The sequence below is a fragment of the Streptococcus mitis genome (assembly GCF_003942765.1).
GTDB lineage: Bacteria > Bacillota > Bacilli > Lactobacillales > Streptococcaceae > Streptococcus > Streptococcus mitis_BE.
This window is the reverse complement of sequence record NZ_RJNW01000003.1, coordinates 98,421-116,011: the sequence shown is the minus strand read 5'-3', so window position 1 is coordinate 116,011 and position 17,591 is coordinate 98,421. Positions and strand designations below refer to the sequence as shown.

Below are 17,591 nucleotides of genomic sequence, written 5' to 3'. Positions count from 1 at the left end.
CCTCTCATTATTTCAGTAATTCTAATAATTCCTTATTTAAGTCCTTATAGAAATTGAAATCTTTTTCATTAAATTGATACTGTTCTTTAACAAGTGCCTTGAGGTTTTTTAAGACGGATCCTAACTGACGTAGTTCTTCCGATTGCAAAGGATCCAATCGATGAGCTAGTGTATTTCGTGAAGTGTTCATGTTGATAATCGGTTTAATTTGATTATATAAAGTCCACTCTTTTTTTTCTTTGAGAATTTTACTATAATCCCAAATTCCCAAGAAATACTTTTCTGATTCATCGACATATCTATCCAATAGTCCTGGATAACGGTTCTCAATATAATCTTCCAAGATAAATTCAGTCAAGGTTTTAATTCTAATAAGTCCTTCACTGAAATTACCACGTTCTTTTTGCAACTCGATTGTCAGATAAGCATTTAATGCCTTCTTCCTCTCATCACTCCATTTTCTATTTTTTAGAGTTCGAGGAAGGTCTTGTCTATCAAGTGCATCTACAATATCCTGCAATTTTTTACGCGCTTCTTTTAGACTAGGAAGATCTTGTAATTGATTTGCTAACTCTAAACTAGCTTTATAATCATATTTAGTAATAAAATCACGAATAGTTTTCTTCATTAAATCCTGACTAAATTTCTCCGCACTATCTTCCAAAGTACGATCCACAAACTGATCGGTACTATCTTCATTTAATGAAATCAAAACATCAATATCTTCACTTATATCATGTTTATCTTCTGTATTTGGCCCCTGTTGTGGAGAAGCAACTTGAACTGCTTTGACATTTATACCACTCAAACGGTTGATAATAAAAAGAGCAGCGCATATCTGTGGTGTCCCACTAGAAAGATTCAAAATAAATTCATCTTCTTTTTTGTAACATTCATTAATTATTTTTGAGAATTCATCATACATTTTATCGAAAATAAAGACATCCTCACCAATAATTATTTTTTCATGAATAATAATTTCTGGTCTATAGTTTTCAGATATAGAGAAAAGAACTTTATTATTTCGCTCTTTATTAGGAAGCATCTTATCAGAATACACAATAATAATTTTATCTGGACGATACTTTCTTGCAATATGAACCAGAGCACCATCATGAAATCCTCTAATCGGATCGGAATCACTAACAGCGGATATCAAAATTTTCATTGTAAAATCTCCCTAATCATGAAATTCGCTTTTCCCATCTCATAGAAGGAATCGCTATTAATGATCAATTTCCGTTCTCCTTTATTGGTTTTAATGCTCTTGTCCGGCGCTTTCGTCAGTTTCAAAACACCTTTTCCAACCATCTTAGTCTTCATTCGACTATACCGTTTTTGTAAGATTCCATCCGCTTGTTGAAACAAGGTCTTTGTCCAAGCTCCACTTCCAGCTCCCAAATAGATAGGATATTGAAGATTTGGTTGAATTTTATTTTCAGGAAAATCTGATAAGAAAAAGTTTTTATATTCTTTGTAGAAGGCTTGCGCTCTCTGACCTAATTCCTCAATTAAGATTCCAGCTTCCTTAGTAGTTGTAGTAATGGTGAAATTGATTTTAGTTAAGGGTGCGATTGCTTCCCTGTATAAAGGAAGAGGCTTGGCAGTTAGTGATTTAGCAGAATAATCCCATTTTTGAACTAGAATAATCTGCTCATTGTTAAATGACTCACTATCACTAACACGAATCGCATGAAACAAGTCATTAAATTCTTGACCCTTTTTTGCCCCCCATGGAATCATTTTTTTGTTTTCTTTAGGACTTCTCCCACGAAAATCAACTGCATTTTTATTATTCCAGTCAGGATTGGTATTCATTAAGATGGTTCGGATTGCCCCCTTCAAGGAACTCCCTGGAATATAAGGATTTCCAAAGGCATCTCTCATAAACTTAGCTACTTCATTTATAGAACCGGATCTGGGGTTCTGGTTGTTCTTTTCTGTTTCCAGACCAGTTTCAGAAATGCTATAGCCACCAAAGGAACGTTCACTAATTCTATTGTCATTTAAGAAAGAAATCAAGCGATTATTCCTAGCACTTGGTTTTGTTTCCTGAAGAAATTGTTCAAACTTTCTATCCAGTCCATTTTCCATCATCCGATTGTAAAACTTACCCATATCCGGGAAATAATAGCGACGATTCTCATAGATGAATTCTCGTGAAGTGTATTTCTCACCACTCCCAATATGAATAGGGGCCATGGCTAGGAGGCTGAATTGAAAGGTTCTATATTCTGTTTTCATCTTTCTCCCTCCATCTTGAAAAATAGTGGCTTAGCATAGTTTAATACTTCATGCGGGAAATCAAGAGGCCTTACATCTACAATCTGTCCTGTAAAGGTTTCACAGAAAGTAGATCCAGAAGCAAACTTATATAAATCCTGCTTACGATAATTTTCATTAGTTTCTGTACTAAAGGCAAAACCACTTGATTTACTTAGTAAATAGGAACCAGTTTCCATAGCATGTTCAAGTTCCTTTTCAATGGGTAAAGAAGTTGTTAAGGCCATGACTGTTCCTTGATGGACCTTAGTAAGACGATTTTTAAGAGCATCAGGTATGTCTGTAATGGTTAAATCAAACCGTCCATAGCCGCTAGAACGTTTACCCCCAATTCCCGCGTACTGCAAACTTGTCATGAGTTCATTCAAGAGGTTTGATTCGGTAGCAATAACATAGAGAGCAGACTGATCTGCAAATCGAACGGTAGAAACTTGATAAAGATGTCCATCCACATGAGGTTGGTTTTTAGTGATGATGTTTGTTACTGCATGTTCTGCATCTTCAAAAAGCGTCCCATTTACATACGAATCAAATTTATCTAAAGGAATAAACTGAAGTTTCTTTGCCATTTTCGCTTGACGTCTTACTTCTTTAACATCCGTTGTTAAGTCTTGCTGATCAAACTTTGGAAATCCAATCGGCTTCGGTAAAAATGGACTTGACTGATAAGGAAAGGCATCAGTCAAAACAAAATCATCTTGACCTGCTAATGACACAAATTCCTCCATTTTTCCCATTTTTTTCGCCTCAATAGCTAAGGCAGAAAATAATCGGTCAGCTGCAAAAGTCATTTTAGAACTATCCAGAGTACCTGCTCCAAAGTGAGCAGACTGAAAGTTCATAATATACATCTTATAGGTCATACTAGACCTCCGTAGTTAAAAGTTCATTCAATCTACTAACATCATAGTTTCCGAAAACTGTATTTGCTTTAAGAGCCTCAAAAACAACTTTACCATATCCACGAGAGCCAGATCCACCTAAATAATCAAGTTCCAGAAGTTTTAATCCATCAAGTATTACTTTGAAATCTTCTTCCACTTGATCTTCACTGTCATCTGTGATTTGATAGATTAATTCAAATGCAAAAGCACTCTCACGGATGGCACGTTCAATTTGTCTTGGATTCGCTTCAGCAGTGATACGGTCAATAGTATTTTCAAACTTAACTTCAGTATAACTCTTGACCCCTAATGAATCTAACTTGTCCTTATTGATTAAAAAAGCATCTCTAAAAATGAGTCGCCCCATTTTATAGCGATTATCAGAACTGTTCCCAAAGAGTCGACTTAGAATTTCTCCATCTTCTCCTGGTTTCTTAGCTAGTCGTTCATTATGAACTTTTGAAAGGAGACTGCGCATCTTCCCTTTGATACTTGAACCAGGAATAATGGGTAAGTTAGTAATAGGATCCTTGATTACAGGAGAATCAGTAGCCCCAATTGCCGCAAAAGCATTGCTTGTACCAATATGAAGTCCTGTTTCTAGACGAATTTGTCCTTTTACTTGAATTTTTGCAAATGCCATTAATCTTTTCCTCCATAAAATTTGAAATAAGCTACTAGTGCTTCCATATAGCGGCAAAAACGTTGGAGACTTTCTTTATTGTTAATTTCTTTTAAAATGTCTAGAATTTCAGCTTTTTTCACTAAGTCTTTAACCGCAGTTTCTCTGCCCGATTGATAAACAAACTGCACTCTCAAATAAGCAATTTTGTCAGCTAAATCCTTATACTCTCTAACCTTACTTTCATCAAAGAGGGTACTCGTCAAGCTTAGTAGGTTTCTAATTTTGCTGGTTGTTAAAATGAATGCTTCAGGGTTCCTAGAATCTCTAGTGTTTCGATTCAGTGATTTAATAACATTCTCTGCTTTATCTACGTAATTATCATCTGTTAAAATTGCCATCTATGAATCCTTTCTAATCTCATAAATATATAGAAGTAAAGCTATCTCTGCTTCCTTACGTTCATTATCACTACCTGTATACCAAGAAAAGAATAAGTCTTTAAACTCTTTAAACTCTTCTTTTTTATCCTTAGAAGTTTGATCTTCTAAACGGGTCAAATAATAGGCTAATCGAGCAATATTCATACGATCGTAGTTGCGAAGGAGCTCAATAAGTCTATATACAAAACTCTTTCCTCGCTCATCTTGAATATTAAAGTAGTAACGAATGCTCTTCAGTTTCCCATTATAGACATTGTCAATAAATTGGTCGAACTTCAAGGTATAGGCTTTTTCAAAAAGGGAAATACTATCCTTATCGTTATCCTTGGCTGCTCCTTCTAGCTTACCAGTTTCCTCAGCCATGAGGCTAACTGGAGTTTTATCTGGAAAGAGGCCAATCCCCGCTGATAGGGTTAATTTACCATTTGTCCACTTGATAAAGTTTTGTCGGAGACAAATAGTGAACTCAATAATATCCTGCCAGGAACCGATCGCAAATACATCATCTCCACCGGCATAAATAATCGATAGTTTTTTCTCTTTGGCAAACTGGTTGATATAGACCTTAAAGAAGAGACTCATACTTCTAGAGAAGGTCGCTGAACGTGCCAGAGTATTATACTTGCCACTATCTTGATAAGAGAACCCAGCCATAAAGGCGGCTCCTAGGTCATCCACATCTAGTCGAACGACTGCCAGACGCTTGATTCCTTGTCCAGTTTCACTATCCTGAGATAATTTGGCGTACTCGTAAATCTCATCATACTTGTAATCTCCGACAAAGACATGGGTTGCTTTTAGGATATCTGTACTATAGCTATTCTTTACATAAATACGGTCCCACTCTTCATTGGCAAGGTCGGCTTTTGAAATACCACTAATATAGGCTCCCGGACCTATCGGCAGGCCTTTTTCTTTTGTCACAATATAGTAGTTTTCTTGTATTTCCTTGGCAAAGCGATACATTCCTGCACAGATATGGCAGACCTCTTGATCTTTATACTTGGTAAGCTTTTCGACTGAGTGGCAAATTGCACATTCTTTCTGAGAACTTTTTCCTCCTTGGTTGAGTTCAAGGAGAGTTTTGGCATCATAACGAGAAATTTTCTTTTGAGAAATCATCCGACTGGTTGTTTGATAGACTTTTCGATAGTCAGCCAGTGTCGTTGTCATATCATTGGCAGAAAACGGACTCCAACCAAATGCTACGTACAGACCTGTCTGGAAATGCTCGACCAGAAACTGATTGAATTCTGCTTCAAAGTTAGCCAAGGTTTCTCTAGTTTTTTCGGTGTTTGGAAGGATAAAATAGGCATGCCCTCCACCGACGTAGAGGAGATTAGCCCTTGTAAGCTCTAACTTCTCCAGTAAGCTGTCAGCAATATGTTCCCCCATAAAATCTAGATACAAGGAACGTGCTTTTAGTTGCTTGGCAGCTCCAGCTGTTGCGATATTGTAGATAAAATCCTGAATCCCTGACAGGTCAAAACTTGCTAATAAAAAGGCCTTCTCGCTATAAAAAGCTTCTAAGTCTTGTCCCAGCACTTTCTCATAGTCACGGCAATTCTTGTCTGCTAAATAGTCCTCTACAGCTAGGGCAAAGCCAGCTGTCAGACGACTGTAGGTTGCTAGAGAAATATCCGATAATTCCTTGGTTCTTGTCGAAACAGTCACATAGGAAAGAGTAGCCTCAAGGAGATTCAAAAGGGCATCTATCTCAGATTGGCTAAAGTCCAATCTCTCAAACTCTTTTTCTAAGGTCCCTACTATCAGGTCATAGTCTGACTGGTCAGACGGCTCACTCGTTCCCTTAGCATAGTTTGGTTCCCCGTCAAGCTCTAATAGTCGTGCATCGAGATAACGCTGACTAGGGCTATCTGAAAATACATTGAAGATATCCGATTGTTTGCTTAGGAAATCTTCTTTTCCTCCATGAGTTCTTACTGGCCCTTTTAGTCCTGAAGCAATCTTTGCCGCAGCTGACGTGATATAGACCAAACTATCAGAAGCCAAGTCCGTCGGTAAATCACTAGAAGTCGCCTTGGCTATCTGCTGGGCTATTTTTTCATTATCCGAAAAGCGTCTAAACCATTCGGACCCAATGGTACCTAGGTCTTTCTCATCATACCTGGAACCTTGAATCACCTTGCTGATAGCGTGCAAAAGCGACCCATAAACTAAATCAATCTTTTCTTTCTTCAAGTTCTAAACCTCCCATCCCTAAGCTAGTTTTCATACCGAGACCTGAGTACTCCCCAAATTTTAGAAGCATATTGGCATATGCTTTCAAGGTATTTGGACCTGTAATTTTAAAGGTAAATTTCCCCCTGAAACCAGGGATTTTTTTGCCATGGACTTTAAAATAGCTGGACTCCAATCGATAACTGGTAACCCTACTATGCTTGACCAAGTAGTCCAGGGTTTCCTCTTCGATTTCCTGACGATTCTCGACCAGACGTGCATACTTCATCATCAAACTCTGAAAGATGAGGCGCATGGTCGGAAAGAGTACGTACTCTCCCTGAGAGCGAAATCCTGTCGGAGTTTGAAAATGAATGGTGTAGAGTGACCGATCTTGGTTTTCATTAAAAAACTCAAAGAGTTGCTCCGAACTGAGATCTTGCATGGACACAGACTCTACCATGAGAGTCGGTAAATCATGAAGCTCTACTTTCTTGAGCTCCAATAGAACAGGCAGAATCTGCTTGACAGCCTCATCCGTCAGGAGATGAAGGGACCATAGGGTCTTGTCCTTTTGATGGATGATTTTTAGTGAATAGGGGTTGGTCTCCTGTTCATGTAACCAAGTCACATAGTCTGGTTCTAGCTTTTCCATGAGAAAACCTTGGAATTTTGTCGATAGGTCGCTCGGTGATTGGTCAATCCGCTTAAATGATAGTTCGATGCGTTTCATATGCCTCCTTTATTGATACAATTGCGCTTTTGCTTTCTCATGAGCGCTTTTTTCTTTTACTTTTGGAATCCTTTGCCCTTATGAAACTGTCCCCTCTCGAGGTAGATAGGTAGCTATACGGAGAAGTTGAGAATACTTTTGTCAATATTGTCAATGGACAGTTTCCGACCCCTCTCGAGGTAGATAGGTGTCTATACCGTTACAGGTTTGACATCCCTTACTGCTGCGGTAATAAAGTTTCCATCCCGTCTCGAGGTAGATAGGTATCTATACATATTACGTCTTACATTATGACCCTTTTAGCAATTCTGTTTCCGTCCCCTTTCGAGGTAGATAGATATCTATACGATGGAAACGCTGATTTTGAATACTTCCCATCTATGTTTCCGGCCCCTCGCGAGGTAGGTAGGTATCTATACCAATCAAAAAAATCAAACAACTTCAGAAAGAATTACACGGTTTCCGGCCCCTCTCGAGGTTGATAGGTAGCTATACGAGGATTTGGGATGATTCCAAAATTTAGAGCGTGGTTTCCGGCCCCTCGCGAGGTAAATAGGGTTCTATACCATCAAGACACATCAGTATTGCACATACAATCAGTTTCCGGCCCCTCTCGAGGTTGATAGGTAGCTATACTGATAACCCTAGCTTTAAAACGGCAACAGGGAAGGTTTCCGGCCTCTCGCGAGGTAAATAGGGTTCTATACCATCAAGACACATCAGTATTGCACATACAATCAGTTTCCGGCCCCTCGCGAGGTAGATAGGTAGCTATACCCATCAATGACTTTGTAAAAAAGCATAAGGAAGCCTGTTTCCGGCCCCTCGAGGGGGTAATAGGGTGTTTTACTCGGATTGGCTGAATGGCTAAGGCGTCGGTCTGCAAGTTTCCGGCCCCTCGCGAGGTAGATAGGTAGCTATACGAGCGTACTCAAAAAATCAACGTGTATACTGGAACTGGTTTCCGGCCCCTACCGAGGTTGATAAGTACCTATACCCGCAAAGAACTAGAACAAGCTGGATTCGGCTGGGTGTTTCCGGCCCCTCTCGAGGTAAATAGGTTGTTCTATAGAAATGGAGACCCATATATTTTCCACCCTCTGTTTCCGGCCCCTCGCGAGGTGGATAGGTTCTTATACTAAAGAAAGGAGCCTACACATGGCTAACAAACGTTTCCGTCCCCTCGCGAGGTAGATAGGTTCTTATACCGGCAGAAAGAAGGATTTACAATGGAATTGTACGAAGTGTTTCCGTCCCCTCTCGAGGTGGATAGGTTCTTATACGGAAGATATTATGTTAGAACAAGAAAAATACAAACGTTTCCGTCCCCTCTCGAGGTGGATAGGTTCTTATACGGAAAATAAAAATGACAAAAACAACTGTTACATATGTTTCCGTCCCCTCTCGAGGTGGATAGGTTGTTCTACCCAATGGTCTTACGTTATCAATCAAGATTTCTTAAAGTTTCCGGCCTCTCTCGAGGTAGATAGGTTCTTATACTACATTTGAGTTTAACCAAGGCACTAATTCAGAGTTGTTTCCGTCCCCTCGCGAGGTAGATAGGTTCTTATACTTATACATGAAAATGAAGATGGATTTTAATACAACAAAATTAAATGGTGTTTCCGTCCCCTCTCGAGGTGGATAGGTTCTTATACAATCCCCGGCATCCATTGATGATGCTATCGCTAGGTCTAGTTTCCGTCCCCTCTCGAGGTAGATAGGTTCTTATACACAGGTGAAGTAAAAGAAATCACAACTGGTAAATTTATGTTTCCGTCCCCTAGCGAGGTGGATAGATTCTTATACGTGAACAAGATTATTGGGCCTTTGATGGCTCATGTAAGTTTCCGTCCCCTAGCGAGGTAGATAGGTTCTTATACATAATGAAATAAAATTATAGGAGGAACAATATTGTTTCCGTCCCCTAGCGAGGTAGATAGGTTCTTATACCTTAACGCTGTATATAACAATGAAAAAGAAGAAGCATGTTTCCGTCCCCTCTCGAGGTAGATAGGTTCTTATACACAGCAATGAACGTTCAAAAGAAGCAGTAGACTATGTGGTTTCCGTCCCCTCTCGAGGTAGATAGGTGGCTATACTTATGCTTAAATTTGTTCAAAGTATTTATTTTTCTGTTTCCGGCCACTTGAGAGGTAGATAGGTAGCTATACAATCTGCCCTAGGAGGACAAATCATGCACTATAGTTTCCGTCCCCTCTCAAGGTAGATAGGTTCTTAAACAGATAGAATGGCGGAACTAAAAGACTTGATTGGGAAGTTTCCGTCCCCTCTCGAGGTGAATAGATTGTTTTACAGATGTATTTGATCGTCCCATTTATTATGTAAATGGTTTCCGTCCCCTCTTGAGGTAGATAGGTAGCTATGCAGGCACACAAACCATCTTTAAGTTCCAAATGCAGGCGACGTTTCCGGCCCGTAGCGAGGTGGATAGGTTCTTATACCCAATCCGACCTATTATTGTAAAAGCAGAGAATCAGTTTCCGTCCCCTCTCGAGGTGGATAGGTTCTTATACACAACAGGAAGCCAGTCTGTAGCGATTGATAATGGAGCAGTTTTTCCGGCCCCTCGCGAGGTAGATAGGTTCTTATACCAGATTTTATCCGTCTTGTAATCTGGGGAGAGCAATTTCCGTCCCCTCTCGAGGTAGATAGGTTCTTATACCGATTACAATGAATCTTATAGGTCAACTATTTAGACTGTTTCCGTCCCCTCTCGAGATGGATAGGTTCTTATACTTTGAAAAAATTTCAATCAATGCTTTTTACAATCTGTTTCCGGCCCCTCGCGAGGTAGATAGGTATCTATACTATTTCTCAAGGTGTAATCCACATTGAGAACGGGATTTTGTTTCCGGCCCCTCTCGAGGTAGATAGGTTCTTATACCTACTCGTTAGAAGAAATTTATGATAGTTTGGAAGATACAACAGGTTTCCGTCCCCTCTCGAGGTAGATAGGTTCTTATACAAAACAAACGGTTTAATTCCTGTAGCTTGGCTATAATTTCCGTCCCCTCTCGAGGTAGATAGGTTCTTATACCCATATTTCGTGGTTGGATTTAAAAACAAACACAAGATATAACCTATTTGGAAACTAATTATAGTATACCATAAATTGTAAGAGTTTTCACATCAAAAAAAACAAACAATCTGCATCTTCTAGCTCTCTATCATCGGTATTCAAACGAATAGTCTCTTCTCGATTCCCAACATAGACAATAATGTTATCAAATTCGCTAGGATCATAAAAATATTCCAATTCTCGAATCAAGACTTGATAACTAGCCTTCTCTAGGTCAACCTCAAAACAAGAGCGTTGGACTCTCATCCCAAATCCTTCTAACAATTTAGCTAATCGTAATCTTCTTTTATTGCTAATAATATCGTAGATTATCAGACAAAAGAGGGATTTCTTTTTAGCAAATTCCTTTTCTTCTCCTGATAAATGATAATATAATCCCATCACTCTTCTCCTGTATAGACTGTTACATACAAATGACTATCCTGCTGTTCAAAAGCCCGAATCAAGCGCTTAATCTGCTGGTCAGCCGTGTAAAAGAAAGAATAGCGCTTTTTATCCAGCTCGATATACTGATGTATCTCTAGCATCCTCTCTCTCATAGCTAGAAGAAATACTTTCCTTCCCTCATCTTTTAAAATAAAAGTACCATCAGCCTTTGTTTCAAAATGCTCATCTTTTAAACTCTCTTCCAAAATCAATTGCATGATCGTATTGTCTACAATGACTGGTCTCCACTCCTCCATCAAATCGCTCGCAAGACAAGCGTGATGACCATGGCTCTGATGTAGGACACCAAATCCATAACTTAAGCCATTTTTCCGTATCAAACCTAAGAAGCAAGAGTAAAGAATGGAGTAGCCAAAATTTAGTAAACAATTGAAAGAATCCGTAGCAGGCCGCCTCCTACGACCGTAAAAACGAAAAGAATCCGGTACTAGTAAGCTCAGATAGTAAAAATAATACTCAATGAAAATCAAAGAGCAAACTAGGAAACTAGCCGCAGGCTGTACTTGAGTACGGCAAGGCGACGTTGACGTGGTTTGAATTTGATTTTCGAAGAGTATAAGATTTCGCAATACGACCTTCATACCCCATTATCTGCGAGATGGACTCTGACTCCTTTATTTTCTGGAGGGTTAAATGAAAACGTCCAAATTCATCTACTGACAAGATTCCATCTTGATTATAGCTTTTCAACAAGGAAAGTTGATGCTTAACTTTAGCAGATACGATTTCCTTTGAAAGAGCTAGACAAAAGTCTTGGTCTAGGCAAGCCCTGACTTGTTTCTCTTGCTTATCAAAGTCTTCTTGACGATAAGAATCTAAACAAGCCAAAAATTTTCCCTCGCTAGAAAAGTAGTAGACATTAATATTCTCCCTTGCTAAAGCTTTCAATAATTGCATACTTATTTGAGTCTGACCCAAAATTAAAAGATTGTCTACAAGGTAGATGGATACTTCTCTCTCGATTTCTCGCTGACTATTTTTTATGATGATTTTCTGATTGGATAGTCCTAAAAAGTAGTCCGATTTTTGTACAAATAAATCACTCATCTATCACTTTCCCTCCTCAAATCATAAAGGATACTAGTCTATCACTTTTCAAAAAATTGTCAACTATTTTTTGTACTTTTTTAAAAGAAAAAACGAACCAGCTTGACTGATTCGTTTCGTGACTGCTAACTCCTACTTCCGATACATTTTAAACTGTAGGAAGAGGTCGCTATATTTTCCTGTCCATTTATGGTCAAATTTTTCATAAACTTCTAGGTGTTTCATGGTTTCAGCATCTGGATAGAAGGCTTTATCTTCTTTTTTCTCCTCTGGGAGTAATTCCTTAGCTGGTAGGTTTGGTGTTGAATAGCCGACATACTCCGCATTTTTGAGAGCATTTTCAGGTTTCAACATAAAGTTGATAAAGGCATAGGCTGCATCTTGGTTTTTGACTGTTTTGGGAATGACCATATTATCAAACCAAAGGTTGCTGGCCTCTGTCGGTACCACATAGCGTAGATTTTCGTTTTTTTCTAGCATTTGGCTGGCTTCACCAGAGAAGGTCACGCCGATAGCAGCGTTGTTCTGAATCATGTAGCCCTTCATCTCGTCCGCCACAATAGCCTTGATATTTGGAGTCAGTTTGTAGAGTTTGTCTACTGTCTCTTCCAACTGCTGGGTATCCTTGGAGTTAAGGCTGTAGCCTAGGGAGTTGAGCCCCAATCCCAGCACCTCACGCGCCCCATCAAAGAGCATGATGGAGTTCTTATACTCTGGCTTCCAAAGGTCGTCCCAATGCTCAGGCGCTTCATCAACCATGGTTTCATTGTAGACAATTCCCAGTGTTCCCCAGAAGTAAGGGATGGAGAATTTATTGCCTGGGTCAAAGGACTGGTTGAGGAACTCCGGTCCGATATTTTCAAGACCTTCAAGTTTTGAATAATCAAGCGGAACCAAGAGGTCTTCGTCCTTCATCTTGTTAATCATGTATTCACTAGGAATGGCAATATCGTAGGTCGTTCCACCCTGCTTAATCTTTGTATACATGGCTTCGTTGGAGTCAAAGGTCTCGTACTGGACTTGGATTCCTGTTTCTTCTGTGAATTGCTCCAAGAGTTCAGGATCGATATAGTCTCCCCAGTTGTAGATAACCAGTTTTTGACTATCTCGGCTATTGATTTTACTATCGAGATGAGTCGCAATTCCCCACAAGACCAGGATAATGGCTACGATTCCTGCTAAAAATGAATAGAGTTTTTTCATGCTTGCTCCTCCTTCTCACGTGAGATAAAGTAATATCCAACAACTAGGATAATACTAAAGAGAAAGACAAGGGCAGACAGAGCATTGATTTCTAGCGAAATCCCCTTACGAGCTCGAGAGTAGATCTCGACTGATAGGGTTGAAAAGCCATTTCCCGTTACGAAGAAGGTCACGGCAAAGTCATCTAGCGAATAGGTGAAGGCCATGAAGTAACCTGCAATGATAGACGGAGTCAGGTAAGGAAGCATAATTTCCTTGAACATCTGAAATTGACTGGCACCAAGGTCATAGGCCGCATGAATCATGTCACCGTTCATTTCCTTGAGTCGAGGCAAGACCATCAAGACCACGATAGGAATGGAGAAGGCCACGTGACTAGATAGAACGGTCAAAAAGCCAAGTGAAAACTTGAGTTGAGTAAAAAGAATCAAGAAGCTGGCACCAATCATAACATCGGGCGCAACCATGAGGATATTATTGAGTGAAAGAAAGGCTTCTTGGTATTTCTTACGAGACTGGTAGATATAAATAGCTCCAAAAGTCCCAATAATGGTCGCTATCAAAGCTGATAAAAAGGCCAAGAAAAAGGTCTGAGTCACAATCAACATGAGACGACCATCACCAAACATGGTTTTAAAATGGCTCAAGCTAAAGCCTGTAAAGCTATTCATGTCGTTGCCTGCATTAAAGGCATAGCCAATCAAGTAAAATATTGGCAGGTAGAGGACAAGAAAGACCAGTCCCAGATAAAGATTGGCAAATTTTTTCATCGTTCTCTCCTTTCCTTGGTCACCCACATGGTGATGAACATGGTCAGGATGAGAATCACACCAATGGTAGAACCCATACCGTAGTTGTCATTGGTTAGGAAGTTCTGCTCAATGGCTGTTCCCAGCGTGATAACGCGGTTCCCACCGATCAAACGGGTTAGCATGAAGAGACTCAAGCTAGGAATAAAGACAGACTGAACTCCACTTCTCACACCGTTCATCGATAGAGGAAAGATAACATGTCGGAAGGTCTCCCACTTGGTCGCACCGAGGTCATAGCTGGCATTGATGAGATTGTTATCCATATCGTCCAAGACATTGAAAATCGGCAAAATCATAAAGGGAAGCTCGATGTAGCTTGCGACAAAGATAAAGGAGAAATCGGTAAAGAGCAACTGTTGCGAACCGATTCCGATAAATTCAAGGAATTGGTTAATAGAGCCATTTTGACCAAAAATCCCAATAAAGGCATAGGCTTTAAGGAGCAAATTGATCCAAGTTGGCAGGATAATCAGCATGAGCCAGAGTTGACGGTGCTTGAGACGGGTCAAAAAGAGGGCTGTTGGATAGCTGATAAGCAAGGTCACAAAGGTCACAATTCCTGCATATAGTACAGAGTTGAAACTCATTTTTAGGTAGGTCAAGTTTTGTGACGCAAAGTAAGATTTATAGTTTTCTAAACTGAATTGTCCTTCAATATTGAAAAAGGATTGACCGAAAATCAAGACCAAGGGTGCCAGGACAAAGAGGGCAATCCAGAGCATGTAGGGCACTACAAAGAGTTTAGAGCTTGTTTTCTTCATCTCTTTCCTCCTCGATTGCATTGATTAGACCTGCTTCTTGCTCTTCGATTTCTACGTACTCCTCAATACGAGCATCGAACTCTTCTTCAGTTTCGTTGAGACGCATGATATGGATGTCTTCCGGTTCAAAGTCCAGACCGATTTCCTCACCCACGATGGCCTTACGAGTCGAGTGGATCATCCATTCATTCCCAAGTTCGTCATAGGCGATAATTTCATAGTGAACCCCACGGAAGAGCTGGGTATCCACCTTAACTTGGAGCTTGCCTTCTTCAGGAAGGGTAATCCGCAAGTCCTCTGGACGAATCACGACCTCAACAGGTTCATTTGGCTTCATCCCACCATCGACCGCTTCAAAGCGTTTGCCGTTGAACTCAACCAAGTAGTCCTCAATCATGATTCCTGGCAAGATATTTGACTCACCGATAAAGGTGGCAACAAAGTGATTGATCGGCTCATCGTAGATATCCACAGGTGTTCCAGACTGGACAATCTCGCCATCATTCATAACGAAAATCCAGTCACTCATAGCCAGGGCTTCTTCCTGATCGTGAGTGACAAAGACAAAGGTAATGCCCAATCGTTGTTGCAGTTCACGCAGTTCGTACTGCATATCTGTTCGTAATTTTAAGTCCAACGCTGACAAAGGCTCGTCCAACAAAACCACACGGGGTTGGTTGATAATGGCACGGGCAATAGCCACACGCTGACGTTGTCCTCCAGATAGTTTACGAATGGAACGTTTTTCGTAACCTTCCAACTGAACCATCTTGAGAACTTCCGCTACGCGTTTCTCGATTTCTTTCTTATCAATCTTGCGCAAGCGGAGCGGAAAAGCAACATTTTCAAACACATTCATATGTGGAAACAAGGCATAGGATTGGAAGACCGTATGGACGTCACGCTTGTTGGTTGGGATGTCATTGATACGGACACCATCCAGCAAAATATCTCCTGTCGTCGCATCCAGTAAACCTGCAATGATGTTAAGGATAGTTGATTTCCCTGAACCAGATGCGCCTAGAAGAGTATAGAACTTCCCTTCTTCCAACTCAAAGTTGATATCTTTGAGAACCTTGGTGTTGCTGTCTTCAAAAACTTTAGAGACGTTTTTGAATTCAATAATTGGTTTTTTCAATTGTCATTTATTCCTTCTTTTTCATAGATTAACAGATCAGGGCTCTGTCAGGCCGCTACTACCTCGTGTAGGAGATTGAACTGCCTACATTCTTCTGCACTAACGATAGGCTTTCACCCCCTTTCCATGATATAGCAGCAGCTTTTCAACTACAGCTTTCTACTTGCTTTCACCTAAAATACGGACTTCTCTCTCAAGAGTAACGCCAGAGTGCTCCTTGACTTTTTCAATCACAGACTCAATCAAGTCCTCGTAGTCTTTGGCCGTTCCGTCAGCAACATTGATCATAAATCCTGCGTGTTTTTCTGACACTTCTACGCCACCGACACGATAGCCTTTCAAGCCAGCTTCTGAAATTAATTGACCTGCAAAATGACCTACTGGACGCTTAAAGACCGAACCACAAGATGGATATTCTAAAGGTTGCTTGAGTTCACGTAGATGCGTCAAACGATCCATTTCTTGCTTGATAACCTGATGGCTTCCTGGAGCAAGGGCAAATTTAGCTGACAAGACAACTGCACCAGACTCTTGAATGGCTGAATGGCGGTACCCAAAAGCCAAATCTTTGGCAGACAGGGTCTCGATTTCTCCATCCTTGGTCAAGACCTTACAAGACTGCAAGATGTGGGCAATCTCGCCACCATAGGCACCTGCATTCATAAAGACAGCACCGCCGACGCTCCCCGGAATGCCACAAGCAAACTCAAAACCAGTCAAACTATGACGAAGGGCAATGCGTGTTGTTTCAATCAAGTTAGCACCAGCTTCAGCTTCGATGGTATAGCCATCAACAGAAACATTATTGAGCTTGTCACACAAGATGACAAATCCACGAATTCCACCATCACGAACGATGATATTGCTGGCATTTCCAAGAACCATCCAAGGGATATTTTCTTGATTGGCAAATTTGACAACGCGAGCCAACTCAAAACGATTTCGTGGAAAGACCAGATAATCAGCCTCTCCACCTACTTTTGTATAACTATAGCTATGCAAGGGTTCTTTAAAACGGATATCAATCCCTTCTAAGATTTCAAGCATTTTTTCTTTTACTGACATGACACTCTTCCTTTTACAAAATTCATTCCATTATACCATTTTTAAGACCATTTGACGACCCTAAAAAAATCTTGAGCTTATTTTAAACAAAAAAAGAGGTTTCCCCTCTTTTTATGATTTTTTGCAAAAGATAGCCTTTGTTCCATAGGCGACTAGAACAAGTTCAATTGCTAGGACAACTTCAACTAAGACTGGATTGGTCAACCAGCCAACTTGGGCAAGAGATGGTGCCAGGTCAAAGAAGGCATGTAGTCCATAGGCCACTAGGAGATAAATCCATTTCTTCTGGCGAACAGCTTGGTAAACCCAAACAGTCAAGAGTAATTGGAAACCTAGCGCCAAGATTCTCTCAAAACCAAGCAAATAAATCTGCCAGGCTGATAGCGACTGAATAGTTTTCAACATATTTTCAGACAGCAATTGCATGACCTGTGGATTCTGAGTTTGAACTGCTGAGAGAACGATGTAGAGATTAATCAAACTAGTAAGACCTAGGAAAATCAACTCCAAGCCACCATGCCCCAATCCATAAGCCAAGGCATCTGCCTTTTCCAAACTTCTCTTTTTCTCCAACCATTTGAAGAAAATAAGACGAGCAGTTTCCTCAAAAAATGCTGCCATGGCTAGGCCATAGATGATATAGACAAGCGGATGGTCTCGCAAGAGGGCAATACTACCGTCTTTTTGAGGATGTAAAACCAAGATATGCACCAGTTTTTCTAAAATCTGTGAAGAGACAAAGAAGGCAACAGCCCCCAAGCCCAAGACAGCTAGATTAATCTGGTGTTTCTTTTTGGCATACCAAATGCTTCCTATCAAGAAAGCCAGCAACAGCAACATGGTAATAATGATATGAATGGTCATTTTCT

16 protein-coding genes are annotated in these 17,591 nt (G+C 40.3%); all 16 read right to left on the bottom strand.

Annotation, left to right across the window (positions count from 1 at the left end; translation table 11 throughout):
- Positions 1 to 7: 7 nt before the first annotated feature.
- A complete protein-coding gene (csm6, locus tag D8849_RS05825) occupies positions 8 to 1,168 on the bottom strand; it encodes a type III-A CRISPR-associated CARF protein Csm6 (protein WP_125386480.1) in 1,161 nt (386 codons plus the stop codon).
- Positions 1,165 to 2,244: a type III-A CRISPR-associated RAMP protein Csm5 gene (gene csm5 / locus D8849_RS05820; protein ID WP_125386479.1), complete on the bottom strand. Its 1,080-nt coding sequence runs from the start codon at positions 2,242 to 2,244 to the stop codon at positions 1,165 to 1,167. The genes csm6 and csm5 overlap by 4 nt, the downstream gene beginning before the upstream one ends.
- Positions 2,241 to 3,146, bottom strand: a complete 906-nt coding sequence (gene csm4 / locus D8849_RS05815; RefSeq protein ID WP_033681619.1) for a type III-A CRISPR-associated RAMP protein Csm4 — start codon at positions 3,144 to 3,146, stop codon at positions 2,241 to 2,243. Before csm4 ends, csm5 begins: the two co-directional genes overlap by 4 nt.
- Before the next feature lies 1 nt (position 3,147).
- On the bottom strand, positions 3,148 to 3,810 hold the full coding sequence (gene csm3, locus D8849_RS05810; RefSeq protein WP_049509503.1) for a type III-A CRISPR-associated RAMP protein Csm3: 663 nt from the start codon (positions 3,808 to 3,810) through the stop codon (positions 3,148 to 3,150).
- A complete protein-coding gene (gene csm2 / locus D8849_RS05805) occupies positions 3,810 to 4,190 on the bottom strand; it encodes a type III-A CRISPR-associated protein Csm2 (protein WP_033681617.1) in 381 nt (126 codons plus the stop codon). The genes csm3 and csm2 overlap by 1 nt, the downstream gene beginning before the upstream one ends.
- Entirely contained in the window at positions 4,191 to 6,434 is a 2,244-nt protein-coding gene (gene cas10, locus D8849_RS05800) for a type III-A CRISPR-associated protein Cas10/Csm1 (RefSeq protein WP_033681616.1), read from the bottom strand.
- A complete protein-coding gene (gene cas6, locus D8849_RS05795) occupies positions 6,415 to 7,146 on the bottom strand; it encodes a CRISPR-associated endoribonuclease Cas6 (protein ID WP_033681615.1) in 732 nt (243 codons plus the stop codon). Before cas6 ends, cas10 begins: the two co-directional genes overlap by 20 nt.
- Positions 7,147 to 10,294: 3,148 nt before the next feature.
- Positions 10,295 to 10,630 carry a CRISPR-associated endonuclease Cas2 gene (cas2, locus tag D8849_RS05790; protein WP_033681614.1) on the bottom strand — a complete coding sequence of 112 codons (336 nt, stop codon included), beginning with the start codon at positions 10,628 to 10,630 and terminating at the stop codon, positions 10,295 to 10,297.
- Positions 10,630 to 11,277 (bottom strand): CRISPR-associated endonuclease Cas1, encoded by a 648-nt coding sequence (gene cas1, locus D8849_RS05785; protein WP_125386478.1) that lies wholly within the window; start codon positions 11,275 to 11,277, stop codon positions 10,630 to 10,632. Before cas1 (D8849_RS05785) ends, cas2 begins: the two co-directional genes overlap by 1 nt.
- Positions 11,183 to 11,743 carry a CRISPR-associated endonuclease Cas1 gene (gene cas1, locus D8849_RS05780; RefSeq protein WP_125386477.1) on the bottom strand — a complete coding sequence of 187 codons (561 nt, stop codon included), beginning with the start codon at positions 11,741 to 11,743 and terminating at the stop codon, positions 11,183 to 11,185. Before cas1 (D8849_RS05780) ends, cas1 (D8849_RS05785) begins: the two co-directional genes overlap by 95 nt.
- A gap of 132 nt (positions 11,744 to 11,875) precedes the next feature.
- Positions 11,876 to 12,946, bottom strand: coding sequence for an ABC transporter substrate-binding protein (locus tag D8849_RS05775; protein WP_000737956.1), 1,071 nt, complete (start codon positions 12,944 to 12,946; stop codon positions 11,876 to 11,878).
- A complete protein-coding gene (locus D8849_RS05770; RefSeq protein WP_000712740.1) occupies positions 12,943 to 13,716 on the bottom strand; it encodes an ABC transporter permease in 774 nt (257 codons plus the stop codon). The genes D8849_RS05775 and D8849_RS05770 overlap by 4 nt, the downstream gene beginning before the upstream one ends.
- Positions 13,713 to 14,519 (bottom strand): ABC transporter permease, encoded by an 807-nt coding sequence (locus tag D8849_RS05765; RefSeq protein ID WP_000753801.1) that lies wholly within the window; start codon positions 14,517 to 14,519, stop codon positions 13,713 to 13,715. Before D8849_RS05765 ends, D8849_RS05770 begins: the two co-directional genes overlap by 4 nt.
- Entirely contained in the window at positions 14,500 to 15,657 is a 1,158-nt protein-coding gene (locus D8849_RS05760) for an ABC transporter ATP-binding protein (RefSeq protein ID WP_042750955.1), read from the bottom strand. Before D8849_RS05760 ends, D8849_RS05765 begins: the two co-directional genes overlap by 20 nt.
- 159 nt (positions 15,658 to 15,816) lie before the next feature.
- A complete protein-coding gene (murB, locus tag D8849_RS05755) occupies positions 15,817 to 16,722 on the bottom strand; it encodes a UDP-N-acetylmuramate dehydrogenase (RefSeq protein WP_084954375.1) in 906 nt (301 codons plus the stop codon).
- Positions 16,723 to 16,833: 111 nt separating this feature from the next.
- Positions 16,834 to 17,586, bottom strand: a complete 753-nt coding sequence (locus D8849_RS05750; protein ID WP_084954374.1) for a YhfC family intramembrane metalloprotease — start codon at positions 17,584 to 17,586, stop codon at positions 16,834 to 16,836.
- Positions 17,587 to 17,591 lie beyond the last annotated feature (5 nt).

Bases quoted from the DNA above. Each gene is read 5' to 3' on its own strand.
- cas2 (WP_033681614.1), bottom strand. From the start codon at position 10,630: ATGGGATTATATTATCATTTATCAGGAGAAGAAAAGGAATTTGCTAAA.
- D8849_RS05770 (WP_000712740.1), bottom strand. From the start codon at position 13,716: ATGAAAAAATTTGCCAATCTTTATCTGGGACTGGTCTTTCTTGTCCTC.
- csm2 (WP_033681617.1), bottom strand. From the start codon at position 4,190: ATGGCAATTTTAACAGATGATAATTACGTAGATAAAGCAGAGAATGTT.
- csm5 (WP_125386479.1), bottom strand. From the start codon at position 2,244: ATGAAAACAGAATATAGAACCTTTCAATTCAGCCTCCTAGCCATGGCC.
- D8849_RS05765 (WP_000753801.1), bottom strand. From the start codon at position 14,519: ATGAAGAAAACAAGCTCTAAACTCTTTGTAGTGCCCTACATGCTCTGG.
- csm6 (WP_125386480.1), bottom strand. From the start codon at position 1,168: ATGAAAATTTTGATATCCGCTGTTAGTGATTCCGATCCGATTAGAGGA.
- cas6 (WP_033681615.1), bottom strand. From the start codon at position 7,146: ATGAAACGCATCGAACTATCATTTAAGCGGATTGACCAATCACCGAGC.
- csm3 (WP_049509503.1), bottom strand. From the start codon at position 3,810: ATGGCATTTGCAAAAATTCAAGTAAAAGGACAAATTCGTCTAGAAACA.
- cas1 (WP_125386478.1), bottom strand. From the start codon at position 11,277: ATGAAGGTCGTATTGCGAAATCTTATACTCTTCGAAAATCAAATTCAA.
- D8849_RS05775 (WP_000737956.1), bottom strand. From the start codon at position 12,946: ATGAAAAAACTCTATTCATTTTTAGCAGGAATCGTAGCCATTATCCTG.
- csm4 (WP_033681619.1), bottom strand. From the start codon at position 3,146: ATGACCTATAAGATGTATATTATGAACTTTCAGTCTGCTCACTTTGGA.
- murB (WP_084954375.1), bottom strand. From the start codon at position 16,722: ATGTCAGTAAAAGAAAAAATGCTTGAAATCTTAGAAGGGATTGATATC.
- cas1 (WP_125386477.1), bottom strand. From the start codon at position 11,743: ATGAGTGATTTATTTGTACAAAAATCGGACTACTTTTTAGGACTATCC.
- D8849_RS05750 (WP_084954374.1), bottom strand. From the start codon at position 17,586: ATGACCATTCATATCATTATTACCATGTTGCTGTTGCTGGCTTTCTTG.